Source organism: Enterobacter sp. BIDMC 26, assembly GCF_000534435.1.
Taxonomy (GTDB): Bacteria; Pseudomonadota; Gammaproteobacteria; order Enterobacterales; family Enterobacteriaceae; genus Enterobacter; species Enterobacter ludwigii.
This window is the reverse complement of sequence record NZ_KI973182.1, coordinates 3814990-3838547: the sequence shown is the minus strand read 5'-3', so window position 1 is coordinate 3838547 and position 23558 is coordinate 3814990. Positions and strand designations below refer to the sequence as shown.

General features: G+C 55.9%; 21 protein-coding genes and 4 tRNA genes. 19 read left to right on the top strand and 6 right to left on the bottom strand.

Annotated features, from left to right (window positions below; all coding sequences use genetic code 11):
- Positions 1–32: 32 nt before the first annotated feature.
- The 13 genes from wecB (at position 33) to L462_RS05440 (ending at position 10795) form a co-directional block, all read left to right on the top strand.
- Entirely contained in the window at positions 33–1163 is a 1131-nt protein-coding gene (wecB, locus tag L462_RS05380) for a non-hydrolyzing UDP-N-acetylglucosamine 2-epimerase (protein ID WP_032679224.1), read from the top strand.
- Positions 1160–2422, top strand: a complete 1263-nt coding sequence (gene wecC, locus L462_RS05385) for a UDP-N-acetyl-D-mannosamine dehydrogenase (protein ID WP_032679222.1) — start codon at positions 1160–1162, stop codon at positions 2420–2422. The genes wecB and wecC overlap by 4 nt, the downstream gene beginning before the upstream one ends.
- Complete coding sequence (rffC, locus tag L462_RS05390; protein WP_032679221.1) at positions 2419–3096, top strand: dTDP-4-amino-4,6-dideoxy-D-galactose acyltransferase; 678 nt, start codon at positions 2419–2421, stop codon at positions 3094–3096. The genes wecC and rffC overlap by 4 nt, the downstream gene beginning before the upstream one ends.
- A 4-nt stretch (positions 3097–3100) precedes the next feature.
- Positions 3101–4231, top strand: a complete 1131-nt coding sequence (rffA, locus tag L462_RS05395; protein ID WP_020882890.1) for a dTDP-4-amino-4,6-dideoxygalactose transaminase — start codon at positions 3101–3103, stop codon at positions 4229–4231.
- Position 4232: 1 nt separating this feature from the next.
- Positions 4233–5483 (top strand): lipid III flippase WzxE, encoded by a 1251-nt coding sequence (gene wzxE / locus L462_RS05400; protein ID WP_014172149.1) that lies wholly within the window; start codon positions 4233–4235, stop codon positions 5481–5483.
- Complete coding sequence (locus L462_RS05405; RefSeq protein ID WP_032679220.1) at positions 5480–6559, top strand: TDP-N-acetylfucosamine:lipid II N-acetylfucosaminyltransferase; 1080 nt, start codon at positions 5480–5482, stop codon at positions 6557–6559. The genes wzxE and L462_RS05405 overlap by 4 nt, the downstream gene beginning before the upstream one ends.
- The gene (wzyE, locus tag L462_RS05410) at positions 6556–7908 is read left to right on the top strand and encodes an ECA oligosaccharide polymerase (RefSeq protein WP_020882888.1); all 1353 of its coding nucleotides are present in this window, start codon (positions 6556–6558) and stop codon (positions 7906–7908) included. Before L462_RS05405 ends, wzyE begins: the two co-directional genes overlap by 4 nt.
- Before the next feature lie 12 nt (positions 7909–7920).
- Entirely contained in the window at positions 7921–8661 is a 741-nt protein-coding gene (gene wecG / locus L462_RS05415) for a lipopolysaccharide N-acetylmannosaminouronosyltransferase (RefSeq protein ID WP_020882887.1), read from the top strand.
- 197 nt (positions 8662–8858) lie between these two features.
- Complete coding sequence (locus tag L462_RS05420; RefSeq protein ID WP_014172144.1) at positions 8859–10244, top strand: bifunctional threonine/serine APC transporter ThrP; 1386 nt, start codon at positions 8859–8861, stop codon at positions 10242–10244.
- A gap of 102 nt (positions 10245–10346) precedes the next feature.
- Positions 10347–10423 (top strand) — tRNA-Arg (locus L462_RS05425).
- Between the two features lie 67 nt (positions 10424–10490).
- A tRNA-His gene (locus tag L462_RS05430) sits at positions 10491–10566 on the top strand.
- Positions 10567–10587: 21 nt separating this feature from the next.
- Positions 10588–10674: transfer RNA gene (locus L462_RS05435), tRNA-Leu, on the top strand.
- A 44-nt stretch (positions 10675–10718) separates the two neighbouring features.
- Positions 10719–10795, top strand: a tRNA-Pro gene (locus L462_RS05440).
- A 506-nt stretch (positions 10796–11301) separates the two neighbouring features.
- On the opposite strand, the gene L462_RS05445 is transcribed toward L462_RS05440, so the two are convergent.
- The 5 genes from L462_RS05445 to hemC all read right to left on the bottom strand — a co-directional run bounded on the left by L462_RS05445 (position 11302) and on the right by hemC (position 16785).
- The gene (locus L462_RS05445; protein WP_032679219.1) at positions 11302–12513 is read right to left on the bottom strand and encodes an MFS transporter; all 1212 of its coding nucleotides are present in this window, start codon (positions 12511–12513) and stop codon (positions 11302–11304) included.
- Between the two features lie 170 nt (positions 12514–12683).
- Entirely contained in the window at positions 12684–13883 is a 1200-nt protein-coding gene (gene hemY / locus L462_RS05450; RefSeq protein ID WP_032679218.1) for a protoheme IX biogenesis protein HemY, read from the bottom strand.
- A gap of 2 nt (positions 13884–13885) precedes the next feature.
- The gene (gene hemX, locus L462_RS05455) at positions 13886–15085 is read right to left on the bottom strand and encodes a uroporphyrinogen-III C-methyltransferase (RefSeq protein WP_032679217.1); all 1200 of its coding nucleotides are present in this window, start codon (positions 15083–15085) and stop codon (positions 13886–13888) included.
- A gap of 21 nt (positions 15086–15106) precedes the next feature.
- Positions 15107–15847, bottom strand: coding sequence for a uroporphyrinogen-III synthase (gene hemD, locus L462_RS05460; protein WP_014172140.1), 741 nt, complete (start codon positions 15845–15847; stop codon positions 15107–15109).
- Positions 15844–16785 (bottom strand): hydroxymethylbilane synthase, encoded by a 942-nt coding sequence (gene hemC, locus L462_RS05465; RefSeq protein ID WP_032669623.1) that lies wholly within the window; start codon positions 16783–16785, stop codon positions 15844–15846. Before hemC ends, hemD begins: the two co-directional genes overlap by 4 nt.
- A 346-nt stretch (positions 16786–17131) precedes the next feature.
- Between hemC and cyaA the strand changes: the two genes are divergently transcribed.
- Positions 17132–19675 (top strand): class I adenylate cyclase, encoded by a 2544-nt coding sequence (cyaA, locus tag L462_RS05470; protein WP_032679216.1) that lies wholly within the window; start codon positions 17132–17134, stop codon positions 19673–19675.
- 43 nt (positions 19676–19718) lie between these two features.
- On the opposite strand, the gene cyaY is transcribed toward cyaA, so the two are convergent.
- Positions 19719–20039 carry an iron donor protein CyaY gene (cyaY, locus tag L462_RS05475; protein ID WP_014172137.1) on the bottom strand — a complete coding sequence of 107 codons (321 nt, stop codon included), beginning with the start codon at positions 20037–20039 and terminating at the stop codon, positions 19719–19721.
- A gap of 135 nt (positions 20040–20174) precedes the next feature.
- Here cyaY and L462_RS0123775 point away from each other — a divergent pair, with 135 nt between their 5' ends.
- From L462_RS0123775 to yigB, 5 genes are read left to right on the top strand one after another with little or no spacing between them, the layout of a single operon-like run.
- Positions 20175–20378: an LPS translocon maturation chaperone LptM gene (locus L462_RS0123775; protein WP_025202779.1), complete on the top strand. Its 204-nt coding sequence runs from the start codon at positions 20175–20177 to the stop codon at positions 20376–20378.
- Between the two features lie 35 nt (positions 20379–20413).
- Positions 20414–21238 carry a diaminopimelate epimerase gene (gene dapF, locus L462_RS05480; RefSeq protein WP_020882883.1) on the top strand — a complete coding sequence of 275 codons (825 nt, stop codon included), beginning with the start codon at positions 20414–20416 and terminating at the stop codon, positions 21236–21238.
- Positions 21235–21942 carry a DUF484 domain-containing protein gene (locus tag L462_RS05485; protein ID WP_014172135.1) on the top strand — a complete coding sequence of 236 codons (708 nt, stop codon included), beginning with the start codon at positions 21235–21237 and terminating at the stop codon, positions 21940–21942. Before dapF ends, L462_RS05485 begins: the two co-directional genes overlap by 4 nt.
- Positions 21939–22841 carry a tyrosine recombinase XerC gene (gene xerC / locus L462_RS05490; RefSeq protein ID WP_032679215.1) on the top strand — a complete coding sequence of 301 codons (903 nt, stop codon included), beginning with the start codon at positions 21939–21941 and terminating at the stop codon, positions 22839–22841. Before L462_RS05485 ends, xerC begins: the two co-directional genes overlap by 4 nt.
- Positions 22841–23557, top strand: coding sequence for a 5-amino-6-(5-phospho-D-ribitylamino)uracil phosphatase YigB (gene yigB / locus L462_RS05495; RefSeq protein ID WP_032679214.1), 717 nt, complete (start codon positions 22841–22843; stop codon positions 23555–23557). The genes xerC and yigB overlap by 1 nt, the downstream gene beginning before the upstream one ends.
- The last annotated feature ends 1 nt before the right edge of the window (position 23558 follow it).

Here is a 23558-nt window from a genome sequence, read left to right as displayed (position 1 = left end):
CGGCCTTCATCGTCTAATCGAAGAGAATCGATGTGAAAGTACTTACCGTATTTGGCACCAGGCCGGAGGCCATAAAGATGGCGCCTCTGGTTCATGCGCTGGCCAGTGATCCTGATATTGAAGCGAAGGTGTGTGTTACTGCCCAACACCGTGAGATGCTCGATCAGGTCTTAACTCTCTTTTCTATCGTCCCGGATTACGATCTCAATATTATGAAACCGGGGCAGGGGTTAACGGAGATAACCTGCCGTATTCTGCAAGAGCTCAAGCCGATTCTGGAGTCCTTCAAACCTGACGTGGTTCTGGTGCATGGCGATACCACCACCACGGTGGCAACCAGCCTGGCTGCGTTTTACCAGCGAATTCCAGTCGGCCATGTTGAGGCGGGTCTGCGCACCGGCAACCTTTATTCGCCGTGGCCCGAAGAGGCCAACCGCACACTCACCGGCCATCTGGCGATGTACCATTTTGCGCCCACCGAAAACTCACGACAGAACCTGCTGCGTGAAAATATTGCCGACAACAAAATCTTTGTCACCGGGAATACGGTGATTGATGCCCTGATTTGGGTTCGTGACCGCGTGCTGTCAAACAACGATCTTCAGAAAGAACTCGCCGCACGCTACCCCTTCCTGAACAATGGCAAAAAAACCATTCTGGTCACCGGCCATCGTCGCGAGAGCTTTGGACGCGGCTTTGAGCAAATCTGTCATGCCCTGGCAGAAATCGCCGCGCAGAATCAGGATGTGCAGATTGTCTACCCGGTGCACCTTAATCCTAACGTCAGCGAGCCGGTCAACCGTATCCTTGGGCATATAGAAAACGTCCTGCTGATTGAACCGCAGGACTACTTGCCGTTTGTCTGGCTGATGAACCACGCCTGGCTGATCCTGACCGATTCCGGTGGTATTCAGGAAGAGGCGCCGTCTCTCGGCAAGCCTGTGCTGGTCATGCGTGAAACGACCGAACGCCCGGAAGCGGTGAAAGCGGGAACGGTACGTCTGGTCGGCACCAATACACAGCTGATCGTCGAAGAGGTGACGCGCCTGCTGCACGACGACGAAGAGTATCAGGCGATGAGCCGGGCCCATAACCCGTATGGTGATGGGCAGGCTTGTGGCCGTATTTTGCATGCACTTAAACACAATCGGGTATCGCTATGAGTTTTACTACCATCTCTGTCATTGGTCTTGGCTACATTGGCTTGCCCACCGCGGCAGCGTTTGCCTCCCGTCAAAAACAGGTTGTGGGCGTGGATATCAACGCGCGTGCGGTGGAAACCATTAACCGTGGCGAAATTCATATCGTGGAGCCCGATCTCGACCGCGTGGTGAAAGAGGCGGTTGATGGCGGATTCCTGCGTGCCAGCACGACGCCGGTCGAGGCGGATGCATATCTGATTGCGGTGCCAACCCCCTTTAAAGGCGACCATGAGCCCGACATGGCTTACGTCGAAGCGGCGGCAAAATCGATTGCACCGGTCCTGAAAAAAGGGGCTCTGGTGATCCTGGAATCCACTTCGCCCGTCGGTGCTACCGAACAGATGGCGCAGTGGCTGGCGCAAGCCCGACCTGACTTACGCTTCCCGCAGCAGGCGGGCGAGCAAGCTGATATCAATATTGCTTACTGTCCTGAGCGCGTGCTGCCAGGTCAGGTGATGGTAGAGCTGATTAAAAACGATCGCGTGATCGGCGGCATGACGACAGTCTGTTCTGCACGCGCCAGCGCGCTTTACAAGATTTTCCTTGAAGGCGAATGTGTGGTGACCAACTCCCGCACCGCCGAAATGTGCAAGCTCACGGAAAATAGTTTCCGGGACGTGAATATCGCCTTCGCGAATGAACTGTCGCTGATTTGCGCCGATCAGGGGATTAACGTCTGGGAGTTGATTAGCCTGGCGAATCGCCATCCGCGCGTGAATATCCTCCAGCCTGGCCCGGGCGTGGGCGGTCACTGTATCGCCGTCGACCCGTGGTTTATTGTGGCGCAAAACCCGGCGCAGGCCCGCCTGATCCGCACCGCGCGTGAAGTGAATGACAGCAAGCCACACTGGGTGCTCAGTCAGGTGAAAGCCACCGTAGCGGACTGTCTGGCTGAGAGCGGCAAACGCGCCAGTGAGCTGAAAATTGCCTGCTTTGGTCTGGCATTCAAACCGAATATTGACGACTTACGCGAAAGCCCGGCGATGGAGATTGCAGAGATGATCGCTGGCTGGCACACCGGCGAAACGCTGGTGGTTGAACCCAATATTCATGAACTGCCGGCAAAACTGGCGGGCCACTGTACGTTGACCGCGCTGGATGAGGCACTGGCGACGGCGGATGTGCTGGTGCTGCTGGTGGATCATAAAGAATTTAAAGCGACGTCCGGTGATGCCGTACGCCAACAGTACGTGGTTGATACGAAAGGTGTCTGGCGTTGAGCCACCTGAAGGGGGTTCTCGAGTCCCTTGAGTGGGAGAGTGCCTTTTTTGGTCTGCCATCAGCCATCGTGCGCCTGCGCGACGATGCGCCGGTTCTGACTGACGCCGATTTCACCGCCTGGCCGCGGGTGCAGGCCAGGATCCCCGCAGACCGTGCCGACCTGCTCGATGCGCTCCAGCAACAAGGTTTTCAGCTGGTTGAAGGCGAGGTTGATCTGTCCATTACGCTCGTCCGCCATGATTCGCCCGGTGCGGAAGTGGCAACGGAGCAGGATATCCCCGCGCTGCGTCAGATGGCGGCACAGGTGTTTGCCCGGAGCCGCTTTCGCGCACCGTGGTATGCACCGGACGACAGCGGGCGTTTCTACGCCCAGTGGGTAGAGAACGCGGTAAAAGGCACCTTTGACCATGTGTGCCTGGTGTTTCGCACTGCAGACGGCCAGATTGAGGGATTTGTCTCGCTTCGTAAGCTCAACGCGAACGAGGGGCGTATTGGTTTATTAGCCGGGCACGGCATGGGCGAAAAACTCATGCAGGCGGCGCTTCACTGGGCGCAGCAGCAACAGCTTTTGACTCTGCGGGTGGCAACCCAGATGGGCAACACCACCGCGCTTAAACGTTATATCGCGAGTGGTGCCAACATCGACGCCACCGCTTACTGGTTATACAGGTGACAAGATGATTCCATTTAACGCACCACCCGTCGTGGGCACTGAACTCGACTATATGCAGTCTGCTATGGGCAGCGGCAAACTCTGTGGTGACGGTGGTTTTACCCGTCGCTGCCAGCAGTGGATGGAGCAGCGGTTTCACAGCGCTAAAGTCCTGCTGACCCCGTCCTGTACCGCATCGCTGGAAATGGCGGCGTTGCTGCTGGATATCCAGCCGGGCGATGAAGTGATCATGCCGAGCTACACCTTCGTCTCTACAGCGAATGCCTTTGTCCTGCGTGGTGCGAAAATCGTCTTTGTGGATATTCGCCCGGATACCATGAACATTGATGAGACGCTGATTGAAGCGGCAATCACGGACAAAACGCGCGCGATTGTGCCGGTTCACTACGCGGGTGTGGCGTGTGAGATGGACACCATCATGGCGATCGCCAAAAAACATGACCTGTTCGTGGTTGAAGATGCCGCTCAGGGCGTGATGTCGACCTATAAAGGGCGAGCGCTGGGAACGATCGGCCATATCGGCTGCTTTAGCTTCCACGAAACCAAAAACTATACCGCCGGTGGCGAAGGTGGTGCGACGCTGATTAACGACCGTGCGCTGGTCGAGCGCGCGGAAGTGATCCGTGAAAAAGGCACCAACCGCAGCCAGTTCTTCCGGGGGCAGGTAGACAAATATACCTGGCGCGATATTGGCTCAAGCTATCTGATGGCCGATCTGCAGGCGGCATACCTGTGGGCGCAACTGGAGGCAGCGGACCGCATTAATCTGCAGCGCCTGTCCCTGTGGCAAACTTATTACGACGCGCTGCAACCGCTGGCCCAAGCCGGGCGAATTGAGCTGCCGACCCTTCCGGCTGATTGCGTCCATAATGCCCATATGTTCTACATCAAACTGCGCGATAACGACGATCGCAGCAAGTTGATTGCCTGGCTAAAAGAAGCCGAAATTCTGGCGGTGTTCCACTATATCCCGCTGCACTCCAGCCCTGCAGGAGAGGCATTTGGGGTCTTCGCGGGTGAAGATCGCTACACCACGAAAGAAAGTGAGCGTTTGCTTCGTTTGCCACTGTTCTACAACCTCGCGCCTGTTAACCAGCGTACGGTGATTAACACCCTTCTGAGTTATTTCGGCTGATATGTCTCTGGCAAAAGCATCGGTGTGGACCGCCGCGTCCACACTTGTCAAAATTGGCGCCGGGCTACTGGTCGTCAAGCTGCTGGCCGTCTCATTCGGCCCTTCAGGCGTCGGGCTGGCGGGCAATTTCCGTCAGCTTGTGACCGTCCTTGGGGTACTGGCTGGCGCAGGGATTTTCAACGGCGTCACGAAATACGTTGCGCAGTACCATGATGATGCGGCCCAGCTTCGCCGTGTTGTCGGTACATCCTCGGCGATGGTCACCGGCTTTTCGACCCTGATGGCGGTTATTTTCCTGCTGGCAGCGGCACCCATAAGCCAGGGGTTATTTGGACACACCCATTATCAGGGGCTGGTTCGTCTGGTCGCGCTGGTTCAGCTGGGCATTGCCTGGGCTAACCTGTTGTTGGCGCTGATGAAAGGCTTTCGTGATGCGGCCGGGAACGCACTGGCGTTAATCCTCGGCAGCGTCATCGGCGTGATTGCCTACTATTTTTGCTATCGGCTGGGCGGCTATGAAGGCGCGTTGCTGGGGCTGGCGCTGGTACCGGCATTAGTGGTCGTTCCGGCGGCGTTCATGCTAATGCGTCGGGGCACCATTCCGTTGAGTTACCTGAAACCTCAATGGGATAAGGTGCTGGCAAGCCAGCTGGGAAAATTTACCCTGATGGCGCTCATCACCTCCGTCACGCTCCCCGTCGCCTATGTGATGATGCGAAACCTGCTGGCGGCGCATTACAGCTGGGACGAAGTTGGGATTTGGCAAGGGGTGAGCAGTATTTCCGATGCCTACCTCCAATTTATAACGGCTTCCTTTAGCGTCTATTTGCTGCCAACCTTATCGCGCCTGACCTCCAGGCAGGATATCACGCGCGAAATTTCCCGCTCACTGCGGTTTGTCCTTCCCGCCGTTGCGGCAGCCAGTTTAACCGTATGGCTATTGCGCGATGTCGCCATCTGGCTGCTCTTCTCCGCGAAGTTTACCGCCATGCGCGATCTGTTTGCCTGGCAACTGGTGGGCGATGTACTGAAAGTGGGGGCTTACGTTTTTGGTTATCTGGTGATTGCGAAAGCCTCGCTACGGTTGTATATCCTGGCGGAAATCAGCCAGTTTGCATTACTGACCGCATTCTCACACTGGTTGATCCCGGCACACGGTGCGCTGGGGGCGGCTCAGGCCTATATGGCAACCTATATCGTTTATTTCGCTGCCTGTTGCGGCGTATTTTTACTTTGGCGTAAACGCGCATGACTGCACTGATTCACATACTGGGATCGGATATCCCACACCATAACCAGACCGTGTTACGGTTCTTCAATGATGAACTGGCATCGGGGGATCCCGACGCTCGTGAGTTTATGGTTGCCGGTCAGGATAATGGCCTGAGCGTGGCGTGTCCGACGCTGACACTCTCTTTCTGGCCGGACAAGGCTGCGCTGGCGAAGGCGGTTGTTGCCAAAGCCAAAGCGGATCGTGAGCAACGTTTCTTTTTCCATGGGCAGTTTAATACCGGCCTGTGGCTGGCGCTCCTGAGCGGGGGGATCAAACCTTCGCAGTGCAGCTGGCATATCTGGGGAGCCGATCTCTACGAAGTCTCCAGCGGCTGGAAATTCCGTCTTTTCTACCCGTTGCGGCGCATGGCGCAGGGGCGTGTGGGATGCGTTTTCGCGACCCGTGGCGATCTCAATTATTTTGCTAAACGCCACCCTGACGTACGCGGTGAGCTACTCTATTTCCCGACCCGAATGAACCCGGCGCTGAACAACATGGCGAATGATACGCCGCGCGAGGGTAAACTGACGATTCTGGTGGGTAACTCAGGCGATCGCAGCAATGAACATCTTGCCGCGCTCAGGGCGGTACATCAGCAGTTTGGCGACACCGTCAATGTGATTGTGCCGATGGGGTATCCGGCCAATAACGATGCCTATATCAATGAGGTCCGCCAGCAGGCACTCGCGTTATTTAGCGCCGCGAATGTGCACATTCTCCACGATAAGCTGGAATTTGATGAGTATCTTGCGCTGCTGCGTCGGTGCGATCTGGGCTATTTCATCTTTGCGCGTCAGCAAGGAATTGGCACGCTGTGTCTGCTGATTCAGGCGGGTGTGCCCTGCGTACTCAATCGCGAAAACCCATTCTGGCAGGACATGGCGGAGCAGCATCTGCCGGTGCTGTTTACTTCCGATGTGCTTAACGAAGAGGTGGTCCGCGAAGCGCAGAGACAACTGGCGCTGGTGGACAAAAGTGCCATCGACTTCTTTAGCCCGAACTACCTCACGCCGTGGCACCGCGCGCTGCGTATCGCTGCAGGAGACAAAGCATGAGCCAGTTGCAATTCAGCGGCTTACTGATCGTTTGGCTTCTGAGCACTTTATTTATCGCCACGCTCACCTGGTTCGAGTTTCGCCGGGTGCGTTTTAACTTTAACGTCTTCTTCTCGTTACTGTTTCTTCTGACCTTCTTTTTCGGATTCCCGCTGACCAGCATTCTGGTCTTCCGGTTTGACGTGAGCGTTGCCCCGCCCGAGATCCTGCTTCAGGCGATCCTGGCAGCGACCTGCTTCTACGCCGTCTACTACGCCACCTATAAAACGCGCCTGCGTTCAGCGCAATCCACCGCGCCGCGCCGGGCGCTCTTCACCATGAACCGGGTGGAGACGCACCTGACGTGGGTGATGCTGATGACGATCGCGCTGGTAAGCGTGGGTATCTTCTTCATGCACAATGGTTTTCTGCTGTTCAAGCTCCAGTCCTACAGCCAGATTTTTTCTGCCGAAGTGTCGGGCGTGGCGCTTAAGCGCTTCTTCTACTTCTTCATTCCGGCGATGCTGGTGATCTTTTTCCTGCGTCAGGACAGCAAAGCCTGGCTGTTTTTCCTGGTGAGTACCGTCGCCTTCGGTTTCCTGACCTACATGATTGTGGGAGGGACGCGTGCAAATATCATCATCGCTTTCGCAATCTTCCTGTTTATCGGCATCATCCGCGGGTGGATCTCTTTATGGATGCTGGTGGCTGCTGGGGTGTTTGGCATTGTTGGTATGTTCTGGCTTGCCCTGAAGCGCTACGGGCTCAACGTAGCCGGTGACGAGGCGTTTTACACGTTCCTCTATCTCACGCGCGACACCTTCTCGCCGTGGGAAAACCTGGCGTTGTTGCTGCAAAACTACGACAAAATCGATTTCCAGGGCCTTGCGCCTATTGTGCGCGACTTTTATGTCTTTATCCCAACCTGGCTGTGGCCAGACCGCCCCGGCGTCGTACTCAACACGGCAAACTATTTTACCTGGGAAGTGCTGAACAACCACTCAGGCCTTGCGATCTCACCTACGTTGATTGGCTCGCTGGTGGTGATGGGGGGAAGCTGGTTTATCCTGCCGGGGGCGGTGGTGGTGGGGCTGATCATCAAGTGGTTTGACTGGCTCTACGTGCGCGGCAACGAAGAAACAAACCGCTATAAGGCGGCTATTTTGCACAGTTTCTGCTTTGGTGCCATTTTCAATATGATCGTTCTGGCGCGTGAAGGGCTGGATTCATTCGTGTCGCGCGTGGTTTTCTTCATGGTCGTTTTTGGCATCTGCCTGTTACTGGCCAAACTGTTGTACTGGCTGTTTGACAGTGCAGGGCTTGTGCATAAGCGCGAGCCGCAGGGCAGCACAACGCTGTCGCAAGTGTGAGTAGGGAAAGTCATGACGGATAAAACTTCTGCACCGCGCTATACGCTGCGCGGTCTGCAGCTTATTGGCTGGCGCGATATGCAACACGCGCTGGATTTTCTGTTCGCTGGTGGTCAGATGAAATCCGGTACGCTGGTCGCCATCAATGCGGAAAAGATGCTGGCGGTGGAAGACAACGCCGAAGTGAGAAGCCTGATAGAAGCGGCTGAATTTAAATATGCCGACGGTATCAGCGTGGTGCGTTCAATCCGCAAAAAGTATCCTGGCGCTAATGTATCTCGCGTGGCAGGGGCCGATCTCTGGGAGCAACTGATGGCACGCGCAGGGGCGGAAGGCACGCCGGTATTCCTGATTGGCGGTAAGCCGGAGGTGCTGGCGCAGACCGAAGCGAAATTGCGCAGTCAATGGAATGTTAACATCGTGGGCAGCCAGGATGGCTACTTCAAACCAGAGGCCCGGCAGGCGCTGTTTGAACGCGTTCGCGACAGTGGCGCGAAAATCATCACCGTGGCGATGGGCTCCCCACGCCAGGAGATCCTGATGCGTGACTGCCGTCAGGTGTGTCCGGATGCCCTTTATATGGGCGTCGGCGGAACGTATGACGTCTTTACCGGCCACGTTAAGCGCGCGCCCAAAGTCTGGCAAAACCTGGGGCTGGAGTGGCTGTATCGCCTGCTATCTCAGCCGACGCGGATTACACGACAGATCCGTCTGCTTCGCTACCTTACCTGGCACTACACCGGGAAAATGTAATCAAAATGTAGCGCGATATGCTGTTCGCGCTGCAACTCCCCTGCAAAACTGCTGCGAATCTGTGCAATGCATTCATTTTTTTTATGCATCGTTTGCCATTTGCCGCATTTTAAGAAACCATTCGCCCCGTATTTTAGTACCCCTAAAAAACAATACCCGGCCTTAAGTCGGGAAACAGCAAACACAATCGAGGATCTATGGCAGAGAAAAAACCGGAGCTACAGCGTGGGCTGGAGGCTCGTCATATTGAACTGATAGCGCTGGGCGGCACTATCGGCGTGGGCCTGTTTATGGGCTCCGCAAGCACGCTCAAATGGGCAGGACCTTCGGTCTTGCTGGCTTATATCATTGCGGGATTGTTCGTTTTCTTCATCATGCGTTCGATGGGCGAAATGCTCTTCATGGAGCCCGTCACGGGTTCCTTCGCCGTTTACGCGCACCGATATATGAGCCCGTTCTTTGGCTACCTGACGGCCTGGTCATACTGGTTTATGTGGATGGCGGTCGGCATCTCTGAAATCACGGCGATAGGGGTCTACGTGCAGTTCTGGTTCCCGGACATGGTCCAGTGGATACCGGCGCTGATTGCCGTGGGGCTGGTGGCACTGGCAAACCTTGCTGCCGTTCGTCTTTATGGTGAAATCGAATTCTGGTTTGCGATGATCAAAGTCACCACCATCATCGTGATGATTGTGGTCGGGCTGGGCGTTATCTTCTTCGGCTTTGGCAACGGCGGGCACGCCATTGGCTTTGGTAACCTGACCGAAAACGGCGGCTTCTTTGCGGGCGGCTGGAAGGGCTTCCTGACGGCACTGTGTATCGTTGTGGCCTCTTATCAGGGGGTCGAGCTTATCGGTATTACCGCGGGTGAAGCGAAAAACCCGCAGGTTACGCTGCGCAGCGCCGTAGGCAAGGTGCTGTGGCGTATCCTGATTTTCTATGTGGGGGCGATCTTCGTTATCGTAACCATCTTCCCGTGGAATGAAATTGGCACGACCGGTAGCCCGTTTGTCTTGACCTTCGCGAAGATTGGCATCACGGCAGCAGCAGGCATCATTAACTTTGTGGTTCTGACGGCGGCGTTGTCAGGCTGCAACAGCGGGATGTACAGTTGCGGACGTATGCTCTACGCGCTGTCCAGAAACAATCAGCTGCCAGCGGCAATGGCGAAAGTTTCGCGTGCGGGCGTACCGGTTGCGGGTGTGGCGGTGTCGATTGTGATCCTGCTGATTGGCTCTTGCCTGAACTACATCATCCCGAATCCGCAGCGCGTGTTCGTTTATGTCTACAGCGCCAGCGTGCTGCCAGGCATGGTGCCCTGGTTTGTTATCCTGATTAGCCAGCTGCGTTTCCGCCAGGCACATAAAAAGGCCATCGCCAGCCATCCGTTCCGTTCCATTCTGTTCCCGTACGCCAACTATTTGACGATGGCGTTCCTGGTTTGCGTATTAATCGGAATGTACTTTAATGAAGATACGCGCATGTCGCTGTTTGTCGGGATGATCTTCCTGGCGGCGGTGACCGCGGCGTATAAGCTTTTTGGTCTGGGCCGCCGCGCTACCTCGCAGAAAGTGGAGGAATAAGCGGCAAAATGTGCAAACCATAACCAAACGCGCATTTTTTTCAAAAAAGCACTAGACAGCGGGGTCGGAGGTACGTAATATCCAGCCCCGCAACGGCGCTAAGCGCCCGTAGCTCAGCTGGATAGAGCGCTGCCCTCCGGAGGCAGAGGTCTCAGGTTCGAATCCTGTCGGGCGCGCCATTTTAGTCCCGGCGCTAGAGCTGCGGTGGTCTGAGAAGTAGTCAGTACCGCGTGAAAGAATACAGTGGTGGCTATAGCTCAGTTGGTAGAGCCCTGGATTGTGATTCCAGTTGTCGTGGGTTCGAATCCCATTAGCCACCCCATTATTGAAAGAGTTGTGAATTGCGAAGGTGGCGGAATTGGTAGACGCGCTAGCTTCAGGTGTTAGTGTTCTTACGGACGTGGGGGTTCAAGTCCCCCCCCTCGCACCACGACTTTTTAATGAATTGAACTAAAAATTCAAAAAGCAGTACATCGGCGAGTAGCGCAGCTTGGTAGCGCAACTGGTTTGGGACCAGTGGGTCGGAGGTTCGAATCCTCTCTCGCCGACCAATTTTGAACCCCGCTTCGGCGGGGTTTTTTGTTTTCTGCGCCTTTCCCCCTCTGTAGTGATTCCACGACAACAGCTGGCTTCCTTGTCGCGATTCAGCGACACATAACACACTGAAAGTAAAAGATATAATAATTTGGCGGCTTTCGTGTCTCCTCCAGACGACATTTCGTCGTGTTTATCAGCAGGTTGTAGGGTCTAAGATACCGCTCAACAACATAATTTCCTTTTATCTTAAAATGTTGCGCGATGTAAAAGTTCTGCGTGTCAAGTTGGCACGTTACGTGCAATAATGTACGTGTAGATGCTCATTCCATCTCTTATGTTCGCCTTAGTGCCTCATAAACTCAGGAATGACGCAGAGCCATTTACGGTGCTTATCGTCCACTGACAGATGTCGCTTCGGCCTCATCAGACACCATGGGCATAACGTTGAGTGAAGCACCAAATATGTTGTCTTACAGACCTGTTTTAACGCCTGCTTTTATAGCAGGCGTTTTTTTATGCCTTATTCCCGGTAAACGTACATGATCAGGGCGACCAGTATGAGAGCGGCTGACGAAACGCTGTAAAGCGCTTGTATGGAGCCAAACCCTGCTGCCGCCATCGCGGCAATACCGGTGAAAAGCGAGGCACTGAGCGTTTGCCAGCGCCAGACTTTACTGCTGGCCGAAGCCATGTGTGTGGTTTGAAAACTGCTGAGTACGGCAAACGTGCCGGCCGCAAAGAGAACATTTGAGGCCAGGTGTGCGACAAATATCATCCCCAGCGCGCATGCCATCCACCCGGACAACAGCGGGAGCATCCCATACGCAGCAAGGAAGATGCCGAGACACAGTAAAATCCGTGGCGTGCGTGCTGCAAAACGCGTCAGGCTGTCTCTTTTTAGCAGCAGGGGACCGCAAAGTTGTCCCATGCTCCTTGCAAAAAGCAGTGGCAAAGCAAGGCTGGCCGCATCCTGAGGATGGATCTGCTGTGCCATTGCCGGAAGAAGCGCCATGGCCGGTGAACCGACGGCGGCCAGCGCAGGCAAAATCAGCAAACTGCGTTTCTGCCGGATGGTCAACATCTGCCAGCGTAAAGTCGCAGGCGCTTTCTCTTCAGCGGGTACTGCCAGTGTGGGCGCTAAAAATACACGACCCGCCTGCCAGAGCATGAACAGCGATCCGAGAAAGCTGATGGCATCAATGGCCAGCAAGGCGAGGATGGCGATCTTCTGGAAAAGTACCATCCCCAGCCCGGTGCCTAACAAAACCTGAGCGGCAAAAATCACATTCTCGAGGCAGGTTGCGGCAGGCAGTTCTGCTTCTCTGAGTCCGCGTTTAAAGAGCAGCGTCAGGGCAGGCCAGCTCATTCCGCTAAGCAGTGCTTCGGTGGACTGCACGGCCAGTAACGCAGGGATACTGTGATAGTGCACGCCCAGCAGGGGAAAGAGCAGGGCCAGTAAGCCAAGCCCCTCGGTGAGTATCAACAGGGGTATCGGAGAATAGCGCGCGCACAGCTTTTCACTGATGAGGCTGCCGACAAAGCCAGGTAGCGTGGCGAAAAGAAAGGCGAGGGTAAGCAGTGCGGGCGGGGCGGACCATGCTAACAGTAAGCCGAAGACCACCACCTGGGTGACGCCATTTCCCAGTGATGTAAAGATAAAGGCACAGGCCAGCAGGCGCAGCCAGCGGTGGCAGCGCAGCGCTTCAATAAGCGCGTACAAAAGGGAGTTCATGACGATTTCCTTTCAAAAACGATTCAGTCCACGCGGCACTCGTCGCGTGTATGGAAAAAAGTTAATGAAAAGACGTCGTTACATTGGCGGGTTCGTTTTCAGATGACGTGGTAAAGAATGTAGCAGGCGAAGGGGAATAAAAAAAGGAGGCCGTCTGGCCTCCTTGTTATTTATTGCTGGATGCCATTATTTTGCAGCGTTAATAACAGCCCATCGCGGCGCATGGCGGCAGCCTCTTCCGGCTTGTGCTGCTTGTCCAGCGAATCGGCAAGCCACGCGTAGTCAAACGCGTCCGGGCGCTGTTTCAGCGCTGCACGGAAGGCGAGACTCGCTTCCTGCCATTCACCGTGCTTCATCAGCGACTGGCCCAGCGTACTCCACAGCAGTGGACGGTCGCCGACGGCTTTAATCTGCTGACGCAGCATTTTTTCAATTTGCTCAGGGTTATTGGTTTTCAGACGCGGGATCACCATAACCAGGCGATCGTCATACTGTCGCTTCAGTCCGTCGAGGAGGATCTCCTGCGCCGTGTCATGATCGTCACATTCAATCAGATGTTCTGCCATCGCAACCTGCAACGGAACCTGCTGACGCGTTTTCCGGCTCTGATTCTTCCACCATGTTTTCAGGCCATCGCTGCCGAGATCGGCACGCGCCTGATCCATCAGGCCAATCCATGCCAGACGCTGGAGTTCATCACGATGCTCATCATCACCGACGTCGGCTTTGGCCATCGACGGAATGATATCCAGCAGTGAACCCCAGGCACCGGTGCGAATATAGGCCTGCTCGGCAAGACGCAGCACTTCCGGGTGGCGTGGCGAGACTTCCAGCAGACGGTCGATACCGTGACGCGCGGCGTGGTTTTCGTTGCGGGCCAGCTGCAGGCGAACGCGGGTGATCTCAACGGGAATCGGGTCTTTCGGAGAAAGTTCTGACGCGCGTTCCAGATGCTGGTTGGCGCGGGCTTCGTCACCCCGCTGTTGCGCTGCCTCGGCGGCCAGCAGATAGTTCACCACCGGCTGTTCGGCATGGTCAGCATTTTTCGACATCAGCTTTTCAACCTGCTGATAGTCACCCTCGGCCAGCTTAAGCAGTGCCTGCTCAGTCTGCTTACGGGCGCGGCGGCGTTTACGGCCAACGAACCAGCCACGCGTATGCGCACCGGTACGAAAAATTCGGCGCAGGATCCACTCCACCGCAAGGAGCACCACCACACCGAGGATCAGGATGATCACCAGACCCGTTACGCTGGTTTCGATGTTGTAGTTATCGGTCTGGATCAGGACGTAACCCTGATGACCGGCAAGCATCGGCCCCAGCACGATCCCGGCGATCAGCAGGATGAAGAGTAAGAGTACTTTAAGCATCATTACTCTCCTTGTGGCGCGCTTTCAGGCGCTGGCGCTGGCGCGGCGGCAGGGGCCTGGGCGTGAGGTTCTGCCGGAACGCCCGGTTGCGCCAGCAGGTTGCGCACGCGCGTCTGCATCAGTTTCTCCAGAATCGGCTGGCTTTCCAGCTTGTCCGGCACGTTCATGGTGATGTTCTGCTGGCTCAGTTTATCAATGTCATCGAGGAAAGCCGTGGTCGTGGCATCATCGGTATTATAGTAAGCACGTACCCATGTCGAGACGTTATCAAGCGCCTGTTTGTAGGTTTCTTCCTGATGACGCGGCACGGCCTGAGCCGCCACCAGCAGGCGGGAGCGAATGTTTTCGCGCAGATAAATGTCCTGATTCGGCGCTAACAGTGGAACGGCGGTTTCGTCGCGGCGGCGGATAGTAATGAAGCTATCCATAAAGTTCTGCCAGCTTTTTTGCAGGTTCACGCGCCATTCGCTCAGGGAGCTGGAAAGCTCGGTGCCGTCAGAATCCATCGGGGAGTCATCGTCGTTGTTATCCGCCAGCTGCAGGTTATCAATCTGGTTTGAAAGCTGATTGACCTTCAGGATGATGCCATCGTAGTCCACCTGCGAAACGGCAGAGAGGCTGGCGATATCTTCGGTAATGGCACGACGCGCGGTAATGAGGCTCGGATCGTTCATGTCTGCCAGGCTCGCATCAGCGCTTTTCAGCAGTGCGGCGGCGGTGGTGACGTCCTGATCGCTCCAGAGCTTACGTCCGGCCAGCTTCACCAGGAAATCGGCCTGCGAGAGCAGCCAGGTTTTGGCATCGGTACCGGAAATCGTGGCGACTTTCTGCTGCACGTCGTCCAGCTGTTTGGTCAGCTCTTCCTGTTTGCTGTTCGCCTCAGCGAGCGCCGCGGACTGCTGTTTAATCACCGTTTCCAGTTCAGTTTTCTGCGTCTCCTGCGCTTTTTGCAGGGCGGTAAGCTGATTGACCAGCGTGTCGTTGGTCGCCGTCTGGCTGGAACCTTGCTGTTTCACCAGGCCATAGAGACCAACGCCGGCGGCCAGCGCAATGGCGATGGCTATCGCGCTCAGCGCGAGGCTGGTTTTATTGCTGCCGTTCTTCTTCTCAACGGTTTTCTCAGTCGTTTCTGACTGCGGCGTGATGTCCACAGTCTCCCTGGTCTCTTCAACCACGGCGGAGGATTTATCGTGTTCCGTCATTATGGCTTCCCATTATGAGAGTTATTGTAATGCGCGCAGCAGCGCATCGTTGTCAGCGTTATCAGCGATCCGAATATCTTGCCAGCCCAGTTCCCGGGCCTGGTTCGCCAGACGCTCACTGACGACCAGAAGCCGGCAGTGGAGTAACCAGTTTTCACGATACCAAAGGGGCACCAGCGACCAGAGCTGCTGCAGCATTTCGCCGCTGGTCACCACCAGGGTCGTAATGCCGCGCATATGCCAGCGCATCGCCTCTTCCGCACCATCGTAATGTTTTGCACAACGCTGATAGCATTCGCAGAACGTGACCTCGGCCCCGCGTTCCCGCAGCGTTTCGCCCAACAGTTCGCGCCCGCCGTTACCGCGTAAAATGAGTGCACGCTTTCCGGCAATAGTTTGTAATTCAGGTAATTGTAGCAAGACTTCGCTGATTTCCCGATCTAACGGGTAACGAACGTCTGTTCCGCTTACGGTATGCAACGCCAGTGCCGTTGTACGACCAATCGCAAAATAGTGAGGAGCGGTTGGCCAGTTAAGACCCTGCTGTTGCAGCTGTGCCTGGGCAAATTCCACCGCATGTTGCGACAGCGCAAACAGCAAGTCGCCCTGCTGGAGGGTATTCATATGGTCGGCAAGCGCGGACAGCTCCCGACCGGGGGAGAATTCAATGAGCGGAAAACTCCAGGCCACCTGCCCCAGTGCGCGCAGACGGCTCACTAATTGCTCTCCTGCGGGAGAAGGGCGGGTGACAAGAATACTCATGCAGGGGGTTCTCCATTATAAACCTCAGCCAGGATCTCACGGGCGCCGTTATCCAGCAGCTCTTCTGCCAGCGACACGCCAAGCTGTTCGGCATCTTGCGCTTTACCACGACGTTCGCCGCGGACCATCTGTGAACCGTCCGGTGCGCCAACCAGCGCTCGCAGCCACAGTTCACCGTTAATTAATTCAGCATAGCTGCCAATCGGCACCTGACACCCTCCTTCGAGGCGGGTGTTCATGGCGCGCTCGGCGTTAACGCGGATAGCGGTCTCATCATGGTTCAGTGGGGCAAGCAGCGCGCGGGTACGCTCATCATCCAGACGGCATTCAATGCCGACGGCCCCCTGACCCACAGCCGGCAGCGACAGCTCAGGCGGCAACGCGACGCGAATGCGCGACGTCAGCCCCAGGCGCTTCAGACCCGCAACCGCGAGGATAATGGCATCGTAATCGCCGTTATCCAGCTTGCTCAGACGCGTACCAACGTTACCGCGCAGCGAACGAATGATCAGGTCCGGACGACGTTCTGCCAGCTGGCACTGACGACGTAAACTGGACGTGCCAACCACGCTGCCTTCTGGCAACGCATCGAGCGAATCATAGTGATTGGAGACAAACGCATCGCGCGGATCTTCACGCTCGCAAATGGTCACCAGCCCCAGCCCTTCCGGGAACTCGACGGGCACATCTTTCATCGAATGTACGGCGATATCGGCGCGGTTCTCAAGCAATGCCAGTTCCAGTTCTTTGACAAACAGGCCCTTGCCGCCCACTTTAGCCAGTGGCGTATCAAGGATCACGTCACCGCGCGTGACCATCGGCACCAGCTCGACGCACAATCCACTGTGGCAGGCTTCAAGGCGCTGCTTAACATAATGTGCCTGCCAGAGCGCAAGAGGGCTTTGGCGTGTGGCAATTCTCAAAACATTGTCTAACATGCTTGTTACCGTCATTATCAATCGCTAACCATCCTAACATTGTTGACTCTGGGATGGCAGTTTTACGGTGATGAAGAAGAGAGGGACAGGGCGGGGTTCTCGTCAGCCACAGCCGTATTAAGGAATTTACACGTACAGAACGGTGCTACACTGTATGTAGCGCATCTTTCTTTACGGTCAACCGGCAAGGTGTTAAATTGATCACGTTTTAGACCATTTTTTCGTCGGTACCACCATAATGATAAGGGCGAAAAAAGGTAACGGTTCTCTTTTTGTAATACTGCGGGTCCGCTGTTATTTCTGTTTTGAATAGCGTGCGACACCCGGAAACATCAGGCGATACGTCTTGTACCTCTATATTGAGACTCTGAAACAGAGACTGGATGCCATAAACCAACTGCGTGTCGATCGCGCGCTTGCTGCTATGGGCCCTGCTTTCCAGCAGGTATACAGTCTTCTGCCGACATTATTGCACTATCACCATCCGCTGATGCCTGGCTACCTTGACGGTAACGTTCCCAGAGGCATCTGTCTTTTCACGCCTGATGAAACCCAACAACACTACCTGACCGAACTTGAACTCTACCGTGGCATGCCGCCGCAGGAATCACCGAAAGGTGAACTGCCGATTACAGGCGTTTACACCATGGGCAGCACCTCCTCGGTTGGGCAAAGCTGTTCTTCGGACCTGGACATCTGGGTCTGTCATCAGTCCTGGCTCGATAACGACGAGCGTCAGCTGCTGCAACGAAAGTGCAGCCTGCTGGAAAGCTGGGCCGCGTCGCTTGGCGTGGAAGTCAGTTTCTTCCTGATTGATGAAAACCGTTTCCGTCATAACGAAAGTGGCAGTCTGGGTGGTGAAGACTGCGGCTCAACCCAGCACATCTTACTGCTGGACGAGTTTTACCGTACTGCCGTTCGCCTGGCCGGTAAGCGTATTCTGTGGAATATGGTGCCGTGCGACGAAGAAGAGCATTACGACGATTACGTAATGTCGTTGTACTCCCAGGGTGTGCTGACACCAAATGAATGGCTGGATCTGGGTGGCCTCAGTTCGCTTTCCGCCGAAGAGTACTTTGGCGCGAGCCTCTGGCAGCTCTATAAAAGCATTGATTCGCCGTATAAGGCCGTGCTGAAAACCCTGCTGCTGGAAGCCTATTCCTGGGAATACCCCACGCCGCGTTTGCTGGCGAAAGATATCAAACAGCGTCTGCACGACGGAGAAATTGTCTCCTACGGGCTGGATGCTTACTGCATGATGCTTGAACGCGTCACCGAATACCTGAAAGCCATTGATGACACCACGCGTCTCGATCTGGTGCGTCGATGTTTCTATCTCAAAGTCTGTGAAAAACTCAGCCGCGAACGCGCATGCGTGGGCTGGCGTCGTGAAGTGGTCAGTCAGTTGGTGAAAGAGTGGGGATGGGACGAAGAACGTCTGTCGATGCTTGATAACCGCGCCAACTGGAAAATCGATCAGGTGCGTGAAGCGCACAACGAACTGCTCGATGCCATGATGCAAAGCTACCGCAACCTTATCCGCTTTGCGCGTCGTAACAATCTCAGCGTTTCCGCCAGCCCGCAGGATATCGGGGTGTTGACGCGTAAACTGTATGCGGCGTTTGAAGCATTGCCGGGTAAAGTCACGCTGGTTAACCCGCAGATTTCGCCGGACCTGTCAGAACCGAACCTGACCTTTATCTATGTGCCGCCGGGCCGCGCAAACCGCACCGGCTGGTACCTGTACAACCGTGCGCCAAGCATGGACTCGATCATCAGCCATCAGCCGCTGGAATATAACCGCTACCTGAACAAGCTGGTGGCCTGGGCCTGGTTCAACGGCCTGCTGACCTCGCGTACCCGGCTGTTTATCAAAGGCAACGAGGTTGTCGATTTAGCCAAACTGCAGGAGATGGTGGCGGATGTCTCCCACCACTTCCCGCTGCGTCTGCCGGCGCCGACGCCAAAAGCGCTCTACAGCCCGTGTGAAATTCGCCATCTGGCGATCATCGTCAACCTGGAATATGACCCGACGGCGGCCTTCCGCAATCAGGTGGTCCATTTTGATTTCCGCAAGTTGGATGTCTTTAGCTTTGGCGAGCAGCAAAACTGCCTGGTGGGCAGCGTAGACCTGCTGTACCGCAACTCGTGGAACGAAGTGCGTACTCTGCACTTCAACGGCGAGCAAGCGATGATCGAAGCGCTGAAAACGATTCTCGGCAAGATGCATCAGGACGCTGCACCGCCGGACAGCGTTGAGGTGTTCTGCTATAGCCAGCATCTGCGCGGTCTGATCCGTACCCGCGTGCAGCAGCTGGTTTCAGAGTGCATCGAACTGCGCCTCTCCAGTACCCGTCAGGAAACCGGTCGCTTTAAAGCGCTGCGCGTCTCCGGACAGACCTGGGGCCTGTTCTTCGAGCGCCTGAATGTTTCAGTACAGAAGCTGGAAAACGCCATCGAGTTCTACGGCGCCATTTCGCACAACAAGCTGCATGGCCTGTCAGTGCAGGTGGAAACCAACCACGTGAAACTGCCACAGGTCGTGGATGGCTTTGCGAGCGAAGGGATTATTCAGTTCTTCTTTGAAGAGTCGGGTGACGACGCCGGTTTCAACATCTACATCCTGGATGAGACGAACCGCGCTGAGGTTTATCACCACTGTGAAGGCAGTAAAGAAGAGCTGGTGCGCGACGTCAGCCGCTTCTACTCGTCCTCACATGACCGCTTTACCTACGGCTCCAGCTTCATCAACTTTAACCTGCCGCAGTTCTACCAGATTGTGAATGTAGACGGACGTTCGCAGGTGATTCCGTTCCGTACGCAGGCCGTTACGCCAGCGCTTCCCGCCAACCAGGACACTACCCCGCTGTTGCAGCAGTATTTCTCCTGACAGTTTTTGCCCGGTATGCAGCGCACCACCGGGCAAAACAGACTCAACGAAAACGCACGTCTTCGCCTGCCTGCGCGGTCGCCGCCTGTTCCAGCAGATCCCAGAACGTTTCGCCGCTACGGTCACACACCCATTCGCCCTCTTTCAGATCGAAATGGTAGCCACCCTGTTTGGCGGCCAGCCAGACCTGGTGAAGCGGCTCCTGGCGGTTAATAATAATTTTGCTGCCGTTTTCGAAGCTCAGGGTCAGAATGCCGCCGTTGATCTCACAATCGATATCGCTGTCGCCGTCCCAGTCGTCAAGCCGCTCTTCGATGGTCATCCATAAGGTGTCTGCAAGGCGATGGAATTCACTGTCATTCATGGTTTTGTTCCTGTTTTTCGTGATGCCGGCAGTATAACGCTAAATAATTCCCGTTGCAGGAAAGCGGCAAACTCTTGCTTTTGTGTCTTCTCCTGCGATGATAGAAACAGATTTGAACTTACGGGCAACTTTATAATGAAAAACGTTTTCCGAACGCTTGCCGTTCTCATCACGCTGTTTAGTCTGACGGGCTGTGGACTGAAGGGACCGCTTTACTTCCCGCCAGCGGATAAAACGGCGCCGCCGCCGACGAAACCTGTGCAAAGCGGTATTGAGTCTTCCACGCCAGACACGAACGATCGTGGCAATAATGGTGGTCCGACTCAGGTTAATCTCTGACGATTACGTTCTGTACCCGCGCAATGGAGCGAATGATGCAGTTCTCTAAGATGCATGGCCTTGGCAACGATTTTATGGTCGTCGACGCGGTAACGCAGAATGTCTTTTTCTCCCCGGAACTGATCCGCCGCCTGGCGGATCGGCATCTGGGCGTGGGGTTCGATCAGCTGCTGGTGGTTGAGCCGCCGTACGATCCTGACCTCGATTTCCACTACCGTATTTTTAACGCTGACGGTAGTGAAGTCTCCCAGTGTGGCAACGGTGCGCGCTGTTTTGCCCGCTTTGTCCGCCTGAAAGGGCTGACGAACAAGCGCGATATCCGCGTCAGTACCGCGAATGGTCGCATGGTGCTCAGCGTCACCGATGACGATCTGGTTCGTGTGAATATGGGCGAGCCGAACTTTGAACCTTCCGCCGTGCCGTTTCGCGCAAACAAAGCGGAAAAGACCTATATTATGCGTGCGGCCGAGCAGACAGTATTGTGTGGCGTCGTCTCGATGGGAAACCCGCACTGCGTGATTCAGGTTGATGATGTGGAGACCGCCGCCGTTGAAACCCTCGGCCCGGTGCTGGAAAGCCATGAACGCTTCCCGGAACGCGCGAACATTGGTTTTATGCAGGTGGTGAAGCGTGAACACATCCGTCTGCGGGTGTATGAACGCGGCGCGGGCGAAACCCAGGCCTGCGGAAGCGGTGCCTGCGCGGCAGTGGCCGTCGGCATCGCTCAGGGGTTACTGGCAGAAGAGGTTCGCGTGGAGTTACCAGGCGGTCGTCTTGATATTGCCTGGAAAGGACCGGGTCATCCGCTGTTTATGACTGGCCCGGCGGTACATGTCTATGACGGGTTTATCCATCTATGAAGCAACCAGGGGAAGAACTGCAGGAAACGGTGACGGAACTGGACGACAGTGCTGTTGTTGATTATCTGCTGAACAATCCCGCGTTTTTTATTCGCAATGCACGTCTTGTCGAACAGATGCGCGTGCCGCATCCGGTGCGCGGGACCGTGTCGCTGGTCGAATGGCACATGGCCCGCGCGCGCAACCACATCAATCAGCTTGAAGAGAACATGACGCTGCTCATGGAACAGGCGAACAATAACGAAAGCCTGTTCTATCGACTGCTGCATCTGCAGGCGCGTCTGGCCTCGGCCCACAGCCTTGACGAGTTTCTCAGCCGTTTCCACCGCTGGGCGCGAGAACTGGGGCTTGCAGGCGCAACCCTTCGTCTCTTCCCCGACCGCTGGCGCATTGGTGCACCGTCTGGTTTCACCCATCTGGCACTGAGCCGTCAGGCGTTTGAGCCGCTACGTATTCAGCGTCTGGGGCATCAACATCACTATCTGGGGCCGCTGAACGGACCAGAACTGCTGGTGGTATTGCCAGAAGCCAAAGCGATTGGTTCGGTGGCCATGTCACTGATGGGGCGCGATGGCGACTTAGGCGTGATGTTATTTACCAGTCGCGACGCGCATCACTATGAGCAGGGGCAAGGTACGCACCTGTTGCAGGAGATCGCCCTGATGCTGCCTGAGCTGCTGGAGCGCTGGATTGAGCGCGTATGACGGACGGACTTCTTGCCACTGACGTCGCGCGATTTCTGCGCTACCTGGGGGTTGAACGCCAGCTTAGCCCCATAACGCTGCTGAACTATCAGCGTCAGCTTGATGCCATCATGCAGATTGCCGATGAAATCGGCCTGAAAAGCTGGCAACAATGTGACGCTGCGACGGTTCGTGGCGTCGTCGTGCGTAGCCGCAGGAAAGGGTTAGGTCCGGCGAGTCTGGCGCTCAGGCTCTCTGCCCTGCGCAGTTTCTTCGACTGGCTGGTGAGCCAGGGCAGCCTTAAAGCCAACCCGGCGAAAGGCATTGCCACGCCAAAAGCACCGCGTCATCTGCCTAAAAATATCGACGTCGATGATGTCAATCGCCTGCTGGATATCGATCTTAACGATCCACTGGCGGTGCGTGACCGCGCGATGCTGGAGGTGATGTACGGTGCCGGACTGCGTCTGTCAGAACTGGTCAATCTCGATATAAAACATCTCGATCTGGACACCGGCGAAGTGTGGGTGATGGGCAAGGGCAGCAAAGAGCGCCGCCTGCCGATTGGTCGCAACGCTGTCGCCTGGATTGAGCACTGGCTTGACCTGCGCGGGCTGTTTGGCGCGGAAGAAGAGGCGCTGTTCCTGTCGAAACTCGGCAAGCGGATCTCGGCGCGTAATGTGCAGAAGCGTTTTGCGGAGTGGGGCATTAAGCAGGGGCTGAACAGCCATGTTCACCCGCACAAGCTGCGCCACTCTTTTGCGACCCACATGCTTGAATCAAGCGGCGATCTGCGCGGTGTGCAGGAACTGCTCGGCCACGCGAATTTGTCCACCACCCAAATTTATACCCACTTAGACTTCCAGCACCTTGCCTCGGTGTATGACGCGGCGCATCCACGCGCCAAACGGGGGAAATAATGCGTTTTTACCGCCCACTGGGTCAGATTTCAGCCCTTACCTTTGACCTTGATGACACCCTTTATGATAACCGCCAGGTGATCCTGCGTACCGAGCAGGAGTCGCTGACGTTTGTGCAGAACTATCACCCGGCGCTGAAGACGATGCAGAACAAGGACTTCCAGCAGCTGCGTCAGTCCCTGCGGGAGACCGAGCCGGACATTTACCATGACGTGACCGAATGGCGTCGACGTGCGGTTGAACAGGCGATGCTGAATGTTGGCATGAGCGCGCGTGATGCGGCGATAGGGGCTGAAGCGTCCATGGAAAACTTCGCCAAATGGCGCAGCCGTATTGATGTGCCACAGGAAACCCACGATACGCTGGCCGCGCTGGCAGAGAAGTGGCCGCTGGTGGCGATTACCAATGGCAATGCCCAGCCTGAGCTGTTTGGTCTTGGCGATTATTTTGAGTTTGTGCTGCGCGCGGGCCCGCACGGGCGCTCGAAACCGTTTAACGATATGTATCACCTGGCGGCGGAAAAACTGAACCTGCCGCTCGGCGAAATGTTGCATGTGGGTGATGACCTGACCACGGACGTGGCCGGGGCGATCCGCTGCGGCATGCAGGCCTGCTGGATCAAGCCGGAAAACGCTGACCTGATGACAACGCCGGACAGCCGTCTTCTGCCGCACGTGGAAATTTCACGGTTGGCATCCCTCACGACGCTGATATAAT